The sequence below is a fragment of the Cytobacillus sp. FSL R7-0680 genome, assembly GCF_038009245.1.
GTDB classification, from domain to species: Bacteria; Bacillota; Bacilli; order Bacillales; family Cytobacillaceae; genus Cytobacillus; species Cytobacillus kochii.
The window spans coordinates 3,174,602-3,187,438 of the sequence record NZ_JBBPAO010000001.1; the positions used below are offsets into that span (position 1 = coordinate 3,174,602).

Genomic DNA, 12,837 nt, shown 5'->3' on the forward strand with positions numbered 1-12,837 from the left:
TTCATTCAAGTTAATTTTTCAAAGAGTTGTAATCATCTACATTGACGGATTTACGATTTCGATAGATAGCTATGAGGATAGCGAGCCCGACTGCCGCCTCAGCCGCAGCAACTGCAATGGCAAAAAGGGCAAATATTTGGCCATCTATTGAAGGCATCATGCCATACTTACTAAAAGCAACGAGGTTAATATTAACCGCATTTAACATTAATTCAATGGCAATAAGTACAATGACAGTATTCTTCTTCGTTAATGCCCCGTATAATCCGATACAAAAGAGGATAATGGCTAGTGTTAAATAGGCAGATAACGGCACACTACTCACGTTCTTCCCCCTCCTCATCATCCCGTTTCGCTAACACTATCGCACCAATAAGGGCGACGAGTAAAATAACCGAAGTTAATTCAAAAGGAATAATATATTTCGAATAAAGGGCAATCCCTATTTGCTCTGTATTATTTTCATGCAACGAAGTGGATGGTTCCCCTAGTTCAAGTTGGTATATACCTAAGTAAAAGACGAGCCCGAACCCAAGGATGGCTAGAAAGATGAGAAATTTTCTAAAGCCTCCTCCACTCGTCTCGCTCTTGTCATTATGACGCGTTAACATAATGCCAAAAAGCATCATAATTGTGATCGCACCTGAATAGATAAGGATTTGGACTACTGCAATAAATTCTGCAGAAAGCATGACGTAAATGCCAGCAATACTAATGAAAGTAAAGACGAGAGCGACGACCATATGAACAACCTTTGTTAAGTTGATCATCATGATCCCACCGCCTATAGCGATGAGTGATAAAACAATAAATATGAAAAACTCGCCGCTCATGCCTTATTCTCCTTTCGTAATTGGGTATCATTTTCATCCAACCACACAAGATCTTTAAATAATTCATCACGACTATATTCTGCGAGTTCAAAATGATTTGTCATAATGATTGCCTCAGTAGGACAAACTTCCGTACATAAGTCACATAGTATACAAATTTCGAAATTTATATCATACGTATCAATAATTTTCCCCCGCTTACTTGAATCGGGATGCTTTTTCCCCGTGAGTGTAATGCAATCTGTCGGACATATATTGGCACATTGATTACAGACTATGCATTTTTCTGGATAAAATTTTTGAATTCCCCTAAAGCGATCGGGAAGTGGTAAGGGTTCATTAGGATAATCATAGGTTAGTTTCTTGCGCGTCATATTTTTCAACGTGTATTTCAATCCTTTTGCTAATCCAAACATACCTTTGTCACCCCTTTAAAATAGATTGATCCATTCTTTTAATAATGCAGTGAGGAAGATATTCGCTATAGCTACTGGCAATAATACCTTCCAGCCGAACTCCATTAGTTGGTCGGCACGTATCCTTGGGAAAGTAACACGGAACCAAATAAGCAGAAAGATAACAACCATAAATTTAAGTGCAAACCAAACGGCTCCCGGTATAAACCCTAAATAGGGTAATGGTAGCCAACCACCTAAAAAGACGACAGTTATTAACGCTGACATTGCGAACATATACACATACTCAGCTAACATAAAGAACGCCCAACGAAAACCGGTATACTCAACAAAATAACCTGCAACAAGTTCCGACTCCGCTTCAGCCAAATCAAACGGCACCCGATTCAATTCAGCTACTGCTGCAATAAAGAAGACGATAAAGGCAATCGGTTGCCAAAGAATATACCAGCCATTTTCTTGCGCTAACACAATATCATTTAAGTTCATACTTCCTGTCAGAAGAATGACACCAATGACCGACATAACTAGTGGAATTTCATATGATATCATCTGTGCGGCTGCCCTCATTGCCCCCATTAATGCATATTTATTATTAGAAGCCCACCCTGCGGTCACAACTCCGACAGTCGTAATACCCGAGACAGCAATATAATAAAGCAAACCAACACCGATATCAGCGAATTGAAATCGATCAGTGAATGGAATGATTGCTAATACCATAAAAGCAGGTGTAAAAGCAATTAACGGTGCAAGAATAAATAATGGTTTGTCTGCTGCCCGCGGAATGGCATCTTCCTTAATCAGTAGCTTCAAGACATCCGCAACTGTTTGTAATAGTCCCCATCTTCCTCCTACTTGGTTAGGCCCATGCCGCAATTGCATAAAGCCCATAACCTTTCTTTCTGCTAAAATGGCATAAGTGACAAACCCTAGAACAATAAATAACAGCAGAACCGTTAATGCAAAATAAATGAAGAAATGGAGCCATGTCGCTTCAGAAGTTAATAATCCCTCAATCATTATCCGTCCACCTCCCCAAGCACGATATCAATTGCGCCAAGGATTGCGATTAAATTAGCCATATTCTGACCAACTAGTAACTTCGGTAAGATTTGCAGATTATAAAAAGACGGCCGCCTAAATTTCAGACGATATGGCTCTTTCTTACCTTCACTGGCAATATAACAACCGATTTCTCCTCGAGGAGACTCGATGCGTACAAACGTTTCTCCTTTAGGCGGTTTAATGACCTTAGGAACCTTACCCATGACCTCACCTGTTTCAGGGAATTGCTCCACCGCTTGCTCAAGTATCCGTAAACTTTGTTCTATTTCCTGGATACGCACTTGGTACCTTCCCCATGCATCACCTGTATCAGCTGTACATATTTCAAAAGAAAACCGGTCGTAAATGGAATAAGGTTCACTTTTCCGTAAATCCCAAGCAAGCCCAGTACAACGTAAATTGGCTCCGCTTAAGGAATAGTCCATTGCCTCTTCTTTTGTGTATTGACCGATACCCTTTACACGATTAAGGAAAATTTCATTGCCGGTTACGAGATCTCCGTAACCCGCTAACTGCTCTCTCATGTAAGGAATAAACGCCTTCACTTTTTCTATCCAACCGTCTGGTGCATCCCATTTCACTCCGCCTACTCTCATATAATTAAATGTTAGGCGGCCACCTGAGATTTCATTTAACAAATTGATGATCATTTCTCTTTCTCTAAAAGCGTATAAAAATGGACTTGTCGCCCCTAAATCAAGCAAATATGTACCCCACCAAACAAGATGACTAGCAATTCTACCGAGTTCCATCGTGATGATGCGAAGGTATTCCGCTCGTTCAGGAATGTCTAGCTCCATCATCGTTTCAACTGCGTGGCAAAGCACATAATTATTTGTCATCGCGGCCAAGTAATCTAAGCGATCTGTATAGGGAATGATTTGTGTATATTGCAGATTTTCAGCTATTTTTTCTGTTCCTCTATGGAGATAACCGATGACTGGTTTGGCATCAATAATCATTTCTCCATCTATTTTGATAACAAGACGAAAAACGCCATGTGTACTGGGATGCTGTGGTCCTACATTCAATAGCATCTCTTCTGTTCTGATCATTGCCTTTTACACCTCCACATCATAAGGTTCATAATCCTTGCGGAGAGGATGACCAACCCAATCTTCCCCAAGCATAATGCGATGTAGGTCAGGGTGGTTGGTAAATTGAATACCAAGGAGGTCATATGCTTCACACTCTGGCCAGTTCGCACCTGGCCATATAGTTGCAATAGAATCAACTCTTGGATTTTCACGATCCATTTTCACTTTCAAAGCGACAGACTGCTTATTTTTAAAGGAGTATAAATGAACATAAATCTCCATATATGTTTCAAAATCAGTTCCATGTAATTCTGATAAAAATTCAAAATGAAGACCGCTATGTTGTTTGAATAACAAGGCAAGGGAATAGTAATGTTCTAGCTTAACAACAATAGTGGGCACATGCTTGCTCATACGATTAATATAGGAATCTTCTAAAATATCTTCTTTGTAGTGTTCTTTTACAATGTTGAGGTAACGATCTAAGATTGGTTGTTGAGGTGATGGTGTGATAGGTTCTGGCTCTTCTGTTTCTTTTGCTTGAGTTGTTTTCCCTCTTGCCTTTGCTGCTGCAGCTGCCTTTGCTTTGGCGGCTGCGATGGCTTTAGCCTTCTCTGAATCGCCACTTTCATTCGCGTTCTTTGCCTTTCGTTTCGCTGCAGCGGCTGCTTTGGCTTTGGCAATAGCGATTGCCTTTTGTTTTTCTAAGTCTTGGTTAGATGTTGGCTCTGTTTCTGTTCCTTTTGTCTCTTTTGCTTTTTTCTTTGCTATTGCGGCTGCTTTTGCCTTGGCGGCGGCCGCTGCTTTTTGTTTTTCTAGATCTTGATTGGAGGTTGGCTCTGTTTCTTTTCCTTTTGTCTCTTTTGCTTTTTTCTTTGCTATTGCGGCTGCTTTTGCCTTGGCGGCGGCCGCTGCTTTTTGTTTTTCTAGATCTTGATTGGAGGTTGGCTCTGTTTCTTTTCCTTCTGTCTCTTTTGCTTTTTTCTTTGCTATTGCGGCTGCTTTTGCCTTGGCGGCGGCCGCTGCTTTTTGTTTTTCTAGATCTTGATTGGAGGTAACATCATCTTTTGTTTGGTTCACTTCGGATACTGAGTCATGCGATTCTTCTTTTTTCTTTTCCCTCTCTTCCCGTTTTCTTTGTGCAGCTGCTCTTGCTTTTTCCGCTGCTTCCTTTTTTAACTGCTCTTTATCTTTTTCATCCAAGTCAGATCACCCGCTTTCCTGTTTTCGCCTCATAACGGATTTTTGCCTTTAACTTATTGACACCGTATATGAGTGCTGCAGGATTAGGTGGACAACCTGGTATGTACACATCAACTGGGACCACTTGGTCTACCCCTTTTACAACAGAATAAGAATAAACATATGGACCACCTGCAGTTGCACAAGAGCCCATAGCAATCACCCACTTCGGTTCAGGCATTTGATCGTAAAGCCGTCTAATTACTGGAGCCATTTTTTTCGTGACGGTACCAGATACAATCATGACATCAGATTGTCGTGGAGAAGTGCGGAAAAAAGAGCCAAAACGATCGAGATCATAGTGAGAAGAACCCACACCCATCATTTCAATGGCACAACAGGCGAGGCCAAACGTCATCGGCCATAATGAATTACTTCTAGCCCATCCTTTTAACTGCTCTAATGTAGACATGAATATATTACGCTGAATTTCAGCCATTTCTTTTTCACTCATTTGATCTAATTTTAAATCCATTTCAGCACCTTCTTTTTCCAAGCATATATTAAACCTATCACTAACATAAACACGAAAATCAGCATCTCTATTAAAGCAAATATGCCTAATTTTTCATATGCTACGGCCCATGGATATAAAAACACTGTCTCCACATCAAAAATGACGAAAAGAAGAGCAAACATGTAATAACGAACCGTGAATTGTACCCTTGAGTCTTGAAAGGGATCAATTCCACTTTCATAAGTAGTATACTTATCCTCATTAGGTTGATATGGTCGCAACAATTTCCCGAAAAATAGAGCAACTAATGGTAATAGCACACCGATAATTATAAAAGAAAGGACTATCAAATAATTATTTTGATACAGATGCCATAATTCCAATATCATCCCCTCCATAATATAGAAACTATTCAAAATTTTTAAAATGTAATCGGATACATTATAACACCCTTGCCATATTCTGTCGATAAGCCACTAGTCATTTCCATCTATCCCATACTTCATTTATATGACAAGTTGTATAGGATATATCTTTTTTACTGAATCTTATCCGAAAAAAATAAGAACTGTTGGTAGGATAAAGAGAAGGTTTATATTATTGTGAGGAAATAGATAGATCTATATAGCTTTTGCTCACAAGGGGTCAGAAATCTTATCAGCAGGATGAGTGAAATTCAATTCACTATGAGCATGTTTGCTTGCAATTACAAAAAGATGAAGGCTGAGAAACTGAGCGTAATTGACTTATTTAACACTGGATACACTCATATTTTTCCTCTACCCCATTTTCTTGACTCGTTTAGCACCGAATCCAATCATATCTTTCTGCTACCTCATTTTTTTGACTCGTTTATCACTGAATCCAATCAAATTTTTCCGCTACCTCATTTTTTTGACTCGTTTATCATCGAATCCAATCATATTTTTCCAACCACACATTATTTGCCTCGTTTTGGTTTATCAGCTGAACTCATCCAATCAATTTAATTCACTCACGGGATTTCTGAAACGTATTGGTATTATAGAGGCATCACAGCACAAATTTATGTTATCGATTCATTCCACGGTTCGTTTACCACCCGAAAGACACGCTTAAATAGACCCACGCAAAACAAAAAACGAACCAATCCTGATGATAAAAACAGGATTGATTCGTTTTCATGATGATTATATATTTCTCTCCGAAACATTGATACGATTCATCGCACGTTTTAGTGCAAGTTCTGCACGTTTGAAGTCGACGTTTTCACGCTTTGTTTCATTCAAACGTTGTTCTGCACGATCTTTTGCACTTTTGGCACGATCAAGATCGATATCAGTCGCTTGTTCCGCAGATTGCGCTAAAATCGTTACTTGGTCCGGACGTACTTCGAGGAAACCACCGCTAACAGCAACCAAATCAGATTGATTTTCTTTCTTTAGACGGACAGCTCCAATTTGTAACGGTGCAACCATAGGGACGTGACCTGCTAAAATACCTAGCTCTCCACTTTCAGCTTTGGTACTTACCATTTCCACATCGGATTCATACACCGGGCCATCGGGAGTAACAACACTGACTTTAATCGTCTTCATTTTTTACCCTCCTGGTCCTAAATTATACCTCTACGCCCATTTTTTTAGCAGCTTCAATTACTTCTTCAATACGACCAACTAGACGGAAAGCATCTTCTGGTAGGTGGTCATATTTACCTTCAAGGATTTCTTTAAATCCTTTAACAGTTTCTTTTACAGGAACATAAGAACCTGGTTGGCCTGTAAATTGCTCTGCTACGTGGAAGTTTTGAGATAAGAAGAATTGGATACGACGCGCACGTTCAACGATAAGCTTATCTTCGTCTCCAAGCTCGTCCATACCTAGGATCGCGATAATATCTTGAAGCTCTCTGTAACGTTGTAACGTTTGTTGTACAGTACGAGCTACTTCATAATGCTCTTCACCAACTGTTTCAGGTGAAAGTGCACGTGATGTAGATGCTAATGGATCCACGGCAGGGTAAATACCCATTTCAGATAATTTACGCTCTAAGTTTGTTGTTGCATCTAAGTGAGCGAAAGTTGTTGCTGGAGCCGGGTCAGTATAGTCATCGGCAGGTACATAAATCGCTTGGATTGATGTAACAGATCCAACATTCGTTGAAGTAATACGTTCTTGTAATTTACCCATTTCAGTTGCAAGTGTTGGTTGGTAACCAACGGCAGATGGCATACGACCAAGTAGGGCAGATACCTCAGAACCTGCTTGCGTGAAACGGAAGATGTTATCCATGAAGAAAAGAACGTCTTGTCCTTGCTCATCACGGAAATATTCAGCCATTGTTAAACCAGTTAGGGCAACACGCATACGTGCTCCAGGTGGCTCATTCATTTGTCCGAATACCATCGCAGTTTTCTTAATAACGCCTGAGTCAGTCATTTCATAGTAAAGGTCATTACCTTCACGTGTACGCTCACCAACACCAGCGAATACAGAAATACCACCGTGCTCTTGAGCGATGTTATTGATTAACTCTTGAATTAAAACGGTTTTACCAACACCGGCACCACCGAATAGACCGATTTTACCACCTTTGATGTAAGGAGCAAGTAAGTCTACTACTTTAATTCCTGTTTCAAGAATTTCTACTTCTGTAGAAAGTTTTTCGAATGTAGGTGCTTCTCTATGAATAGAGTCACGACGAGCATCACCAGTAATGGCTGGATCCAGGTCAATTGTATCACCTAGTACGTTAAATACACGGCCAAGAGTGATATCACCTACTGGTACAGAGATGGCTGCACCTGTATCTATTACTTCAGTTCCACGTTGTAAACCATCTGTTGAAGACATAGCAATTGTACGTACAGTGTCATCACCTAAATGAAGGGCAACTTCAAGGGTTAAGTTGATTCCAACTTCAGATTCGTTACGCGAAGTGTTATCAATTTGCAATGCGTTATAGATTGCTGGTAATTGACCGTTTTCGAACTTTACGTCAACAACCGGACCCATAACTTGAAGAACGCGTCCTTTGTTCATCTTTTTCCCTCCTAATAAGAAATGCTATTTAATTATTCTAGAGCAGCTGCTCCACCGACAATTTCAGTAATCTCTTGAGTAATTGCAGCCTGACGCGCACGGTTATAGCTTAAGTCTAATGCATTGATTAGATCCTTCGCATTATCCGTAGCATTCTTCATCGCTGTCATACGCGCGGCATGCTCACTAGCTTTACTATCTAATAATGCACCATAGATTAAGCTTTCAGCATACTGAGGTAGCAATACTTTCAAAATTTCTTCAGCGGAAGGCTCAAATTCATACGAAGTTAACTGGTCTGACCCACTAGAAATATCTGTTAGTGGTAAGATTTTTTTCGATGTTACTTCTTGAGTAATTGCGCTGACATAGTGATTGTAATAAATGTATAGCTCATCATATGTTTCATCAGAGAACATACCAACCGTTTTAGTTGTTAAGTCTTTGATTTCAGCAAATGATGGCTGGTCTGCTACGCCGACGATATCGACGATTACATTCATCCCTTTTCCTTTGAAGAAATCAACGGCCATTCTACCAATCGCTATTATCGCAAACTCATCATTAGACTTATGTCTTTGTTGAATTGTTTGGTTAACGGCTTTTAGAACTCTACTGTTAAATGCCCCAGCTAGTCCACGGTCAGATGTAATGACAACATAACCCGTTTTCTTAACCGGACGGCTCACTAACATTGGATGTGATGCATCTGCACTACCAATTGCGATAGACGCTGTTACCTCTTGGATTTTTTCCATATAAGGTACAAATGCTTTTGCATTCATTTCCGCACGAGTCATCTTTGAAGCTGATACCATTTGCATAGCTTTTGTAATTTGACTTGTTTTCTTCGTAGAATTGATTCGGTTCTTTATATCACGTAATGATGCCACAGGTTCTCACCACCCTTATACTTAAGTGTGTTTGATTGGTTAGCGCGTAGGCTGTCCCAATCCTTATATATCATTAGATCCTGTAAAAACAATGCATGAAAAGGCAGGAAGGGACAACGATCCCATCCTGTCTAACTCTGCAATGATTATTCAGAAACCACAAACGTTTTCTTGAATTCGTTAATTGCAGCTGCCATATCTTCATCAGCCGGAAGGCCTTGAGTTGTAGCGATATGGTCAAGCAATTCTTTATGATTTTGATCTAACCAAGTAAGATATTCTTCTTCAAAACGACGGATATCTTCAACTGGAATATCATCAAGGAAACCACGAGTTAACGCATAAAGAATCGCAACTTGCTTTTCTACTTTAAGTGGTTTATTAAGGTCTTGTTTAAGAACCTCAACTGTACGAGCACCACGGTTTAACTTCGCTTGTGTTGCTGCATCTAAATCTGAACCAAATTGAGAGAATGATTCAAGTTCCCGGAATGAAGCAAGGTCTAGACGTAATGTACCAGCTACTTTTTTCATTGCCTTGATTTGTGCAGAACCACCAACACGTGATACAGAAAGACCTGCGTTAATCGCTGGACGAACACCAGAGAAGAATAGGTCAGACTGAAGGAAGATTTGTCCGTCAGTGATAGAAATAACGTTTGTTGGAATATAGGCAGAAACGTCACCTGCTTGTGTTTCAATGAAAGGTAGCGCAGTGATTGAACCGGCACCTTTTGCGTCACTTAGTTTAGCTGCACGCTCTAAAAGACGGCTGTGCAAGTAGAATACATCCCCTGGATATGCTTCACGACCTGGAGGACGACGTAATAATAATGAAAGTTCACGGTAAGCAGATGCTTGTTTTGTTAAGTCATCATAAACAACTAGTACATGTTTACCGTTATACATGAACTCTTCACCCATTGCTACCCCAGCGTATGGTGCTAAGTAAAGTAATGGAGCTGGTTGAGATGCAGATGCAGTTACAACAATCGTGTAATCTAGTGCACCTGTTTTACGTAATGTTTCAACAGCATTACGTACAGTTGATTCTTTTTGACCAATTGCAACATAGATACAAATCATATCTTGGTCAGCTTGGTTTAAAATTGTGTCGATTGCAACAGATGTTTTACCTGTTTGACGGTCCCCGATGATTAACTCACGTTGACCACGACCGATTGGCACTAATGCGTCAATCGCTTTAATACCTGTTTGTAATGGCTCATGTACAGATTTACGATCCATAACACCTGGAGCCGGTCCTTCAATCGGACGAGTTTTTGTTGTATTGATTGGTCCCATTCCATCAACAGGGTGTCCAAGAGGGTTTACAACACGGCCAATAAGTTCTTCACCTACTGGTACCTCCATGATACGTCCTGTGCGGCGTACTTCATCGCCTTCTTTGATCTCTGTGAATGGTCCTAAAATAACAATACCGACGTTACTTTCTTCAAGGTTTTGCGCCATACCCATAACGCCATTCGAAAATTCAACAAGTTCGCCAGCCATGGCGTTATCTAAACCATGAACACGCGCGATACCATCACCTACTGAGATAACTGTACCGACATCACTCACTTGAATTTCCGACTGATAACCTTCAATTTGCTTTTTTATCAGCGCACTGATTTCTTCAGCTTTGATGCTCATGAGTTTCACCCCTATCTACGAATCTTAGCCTAACAATTGTCGCTCAAGTCTATCTAGCTTGCCACGTAAGCTGCCATCGAAAATCTTGTTTCCTATGCGAAGCTTGACACCGCCCAATAAATTTGAATCAACGATATTTTCTATACGAAGGGATTGCTTGCCCACTTTAGCTGCAAATGTTGCAGATAAAGCGTTTCTCTCTTCATCAGTTAAAGGACGAACAGAGTAAACTTTCGCTTCAGCAATTCCTTTTTGCTCATCTGATAGGTCTAAGAAATGCTCGACCATACCTGTGATTTCATCTTCACGATGACGCTCCACCATGATGAGTAAAGTGTTTATCACATATGTGTTAACAGATGCAAAAGCTTCCTTTACGATCTCTTTCTTTTTTTGAATAGAGAGCTTAGGAGTCTTTAGAACTGCTTTAAATTCAGAGTCATGATTCACTACGTCTTTCACTGCACGAAGCTCATCTTCCATTTGGTCAAGAAGCTGATGTTCATTCGCAAGCTGGAATAGAGCTAACGCGTAACGTTTTGCCACTATTGAGCTCGTCATTGCTTCTCGCCTGCCTCTTGAATATATTCGTTAATTAGTTTTTCTTGATCGGCTGCACTTAATTCCTTCTCAATGACTTTCGAAGCAACTAGGACAGATAATGAAGCAACTTGTTCACGAATAGCTGATACAGCTTGTTCTTTTTGCTGCTCGATTTCAAGTTTTGCAGAATTTTTCAAACGATCGCCTTCAGCACGTGCCGCAACAATTATCTCTTCGCGTTGCGCTTCACCTTGCTTTTTCGCGCTTTCAATTAACGTTTGCGCTTCTGTACGCGCTTCTTTTAATAGAAGTTTTTGTTCTTCTAGTAATTTCTTCGCCTCTACACGACTTGCTTCTGCTGCTTCAATTTCACCAGCGATATGTTCTTCACGTTGGTTCATGATTCCCATAAGTGGGCCCCATGCAAACTTTTTAATTAAAGCTAACAAAATGATGAACATAATCAATTGGAATACGATGTCGCCACCATTAAAGCCGCCAGATGCACCTAATACATAACTATCTAATAACACCCTCGATTCACTCCCTTCAAGAGACGTTCACTTAAGGTCAAACTATTTTAAAGTCATTCGATTGAATTTACATAAAGGAAAGGCGAAGGTCCACTTGTGATGATCTTCGCCATTTTACAAATACAAAAAATTAGCCACCGATAACCATGAATGCGATAACTACGCCGATGATCGGAATCGCCTCAACTAACGCTACCCCGATGAACATAGTAGTTTGAAGCATACCACGAGCTTCTGGTTGACGTGCCATACCTTCAACTGTTTTTGAAACGATTAATCCGTTACCAATACCTGCACCAAGTGCTGCTAAACCGATTGCGATTGCTGCTGCTATAAGACCCATTATTTGTTTCCTCCTTAAAATTTTGGAATAAAATTATTTTTAACAAACATGTTTTGTTCATGTAATGAACAGGTATATATTAATGGTCGTGACTCACTTTGTGAGACATATAAACCATTGTTAACATACAGAAAATAAATGCTTGGATAGCACCGATAAATACGGAGAATCCCATCCATAATAATGTTGGTAATACTGCTACAGCCGTTCCTAAGAACCCTGTTGCAAGTGAGCCTGCTAGTAATGTCAGTAGGATTTCCCCTGCATAAATATTACCGTAAAGACGCAAACCAAGTGTTAATGTGTTGGCAAACTCTTCAATGATTTTCAATGGGAACATAAACCACATTGGCTTGAAGAAATCTTTCCCATATTCTTTCAGACCCTTCACTCTCACACCATAATAATGTGAAAGACCTACCACCATCGCTGCTAGTGTAAGCGTTACGACCGGATCAGCTGTTGGTGATTTCCACCATAGCTCGTGGTTATAGGTGACTGCAAATGGAAGTCCTAGCATGTTCGATACAAATACGTACATGATGAGTGTGATTCCAAGCACGTGGAATCTACCACCATCTTTCCATGCCATGTTGCTGTTGATGATGTTCTTAACGAAGTCCATCACCCATTCAAAAAAGTTTTGCATGCCTGTCGGCTTCATTGCTAAACGACGAGTTGAAATGACAGCAATTAAGAAAACTATCGCACTTGCTACTGTTATCATCAAAATATTAGATAAGTTGAAGGTTAACCCCATAAATTCTCTCAATGGAGCTCCATGATCCATAAATTA

At 40.2% G+C, this 12,837-nt stretch carries 16 protein-coding genes; all 16 read right to left on the reverse strand.

Annotated features, from left to right (window positions below; genetic code table 11):
- Positions 1-10 precede the first annotated feature (10 nt).
- Positions 11-325, reverse strand: coding sequence for an NADH-quinone oxidoreductase subunit NuoK (gene nuoK / locus MKY26_RS15860; protein ID WP_095371603.1), 315 nt, complete (start codon positions 323-325; stop codon positions 11-13).
- Positions 318-833, reverse strand: coding sequence for an NADH-quinone oxidoreductase subunit J (locus MKY26_RS15865; RefSeq protein ID WP_095371602.1), 516 nt, complete (start codon positions 831-833; stop codon positions 318-320). Before MKY26_RS15865 ends, nuoK begins: the two co-directional genes overlap by 8 nt.
- The gene (gene nuoI / locus MKY26_RS15870; protein ID WP_095371601.1) at positions 830-1,249 is read right to left on the reverse strand and encodes an NADH-quinone oxidoreductase subunit NuoI; all 420 of its coding nucleotides are present in this window, start codon (positions 1,247-1,249) and stop codon (positions 830-832) included. Before nuoI ends, MKY26_RS15865 begins: the two co-directional genes overlap by 4 nt.
- A 15-nt stretch (positions 1,250-1,264) precedes the next feature.
- Entirely contained in the window at positions 1,265-2,272 is a 1,008-nt protein-coding gene (gene nuoH / locus MKY26_RS15875) for an NADH-quinone oxidoreductase subunit NuoH (protein ID WP_095371600.1), read from the reverse strand.
- The gene (locus tag MKY26_RS15880; protein ID WP_095371599.1) at positions 2,272-3,372 is read right to left on the reverse strand and encodes an NADH-quinone oxidoreductase subunit D; all 1,101 of its coding nucleotides are present in this window, start codon (positions 3,370-3,372) and stop codon (positions 2,272-2,274) included. Before MKY26_RS15880 ends, nuoH begins: the two co-directional genes overlap by 1 nt.
- Positions 3,373-3,378: 6 nt before the next feature.
- On the reverse strand, positions 3,379-4,557 hold the full coding sequence (locus MKY26_RS15885; RefSeq protein WP_341098118.1) for an NADH-quinone oxidoreductase subunit C: 1,179 nt from the start codon (positions 4,555-4,557) through the stop codon (positions 3,379-3,381).
- Between the two features lies 1 nt (position 4,558).
- On the reverse strand, positions 4,559-5,071 hold the full coding sequence (locus tag MKY26_RS15890) for a NuoB/complex I 20 kDa subunit family protein (protein WP_157733862.1): 513 nt from the start codon (positions 5,069-5,071) through the stop codon (positions 4,559-4,561).
- Entirely contained in the window at positions 5,062-5,436 is a 375-nt protein-coding gene (locus MKY26_RS15895) for an NADH-quinone oxidoreductase subunit A (RefSeq protein ID WP_322909834.1), read from the reverse strand. Before MKY26_RS15895 ends, MKY26_RS15890 begins: the two co-directional genes overlap by 10 nt.
- 786 nt (positions 5,437-6,222) lie before the next feature.
- On the reverse strand, positions 6,223-6,630 hold the full coding sequence (locus tag MKY26_RS15900; protein ID WP_095371595.1) for a F0F1 ATP synthase subunit epsilon: 408 nt from the start codon (positions 6,628-6,630) through the stop codon (positions 6,223-6,225).
- Between the two features lie 22 nt (positions 6,631-6,652).
- Positions 6,653-8,074: a F0F1 ATP synthase subunit beta gene (atpD, locus tag MKY26_RS15905; protein WP_095371594.1), complete on the reverse strand. Its 1,422-nt coding sequence runs from the start codon at positions 8,072-8,074 to the stop codon at positions 6,653-6,655.
- 32 nt (positions 8,075-8,106) lie between these two features.
- Positions 8,107-8,967: a F0F1 ATP synthase subunit gamma gene (locus MKY26_RS15910; RefSeq protein ID WP_095371593.1), complete on the reverse strand. Its 861-nt coding sequence runs from the start codon at positions 8,965-8,967 to the stop codon at positions 8,107-8,109.
- Positions 8,968-9,113: 146 nt separating this feature from the next.
- Positions 9,114-10,622, reverse strand: coding sequence for a F0F1 ATP synthase subunit alpha (gene atpA, locus MKY26_RS15915; protein ID WP_095371592.1), 1,509 nt, complete (start codon positions 10,620-10,622; stop codon positions 9,114-9,116).
- 24 nt (positions 10,623-10,646) lie between these two features.
- Positions 10,647-11,183, reverse strand: coding sequence for a F0F1 ATP synthase subunit delta (locus tag MKY26_RS15920; protein ID WP_095371591.1), 537 nt, complete (start codon positions 11,181-11,183; stop codon positions 10,647-10,649).
- Positions 11,180-11,698 carry a F0F1 ATP synthase subunit B gene (locus MKY26_RS15925; RefSeq protein ID WP_224936757.1) on the reverse strand — a complete coding sequence of 173 codons (519 nt, stop codon included), beginning with the start codon at positions 11,696-11,698 and terminating at the stop codon, positions 11,180-11,182. Before MKY26_RS15925 ends, MKY26_RS15920 begins: the two co-directional genes overlap by 4 nt.
- A gap of 130 nt (positions 11,699-11,828) precedes the next feature.
- Positions 11,829-12,041 carry a F0F1 ATP synthase subunit C gene (gene atpE / locus MKY26_RS15930; protein WP_095371589.1) on the reverse strand — a complete coding sequence of 71 codons (213 nt, stop codon included), beginning with the start codon at positions 12,039-12,041 and terminating at the stop codon, positions 11,829-11,831.
- 79 nt (positions 12,042-12,120) lie between these two features.
- Positions 12,121-12,831 carry a F0F1 ATP synthase subunit A gene (atpB, locus tag MKY26_RS15935; protein ID WP_341098120.1) on the reverse strand — a complete coding sequence of 237 codons (711 nt, stop codon included), beginning with the start codon at positions 12,829-12,831 and terminating at the stop codon, positions 12,121-12,123.
- Positions 12,832-12,837: the final 6 nt, after the last annotated feature.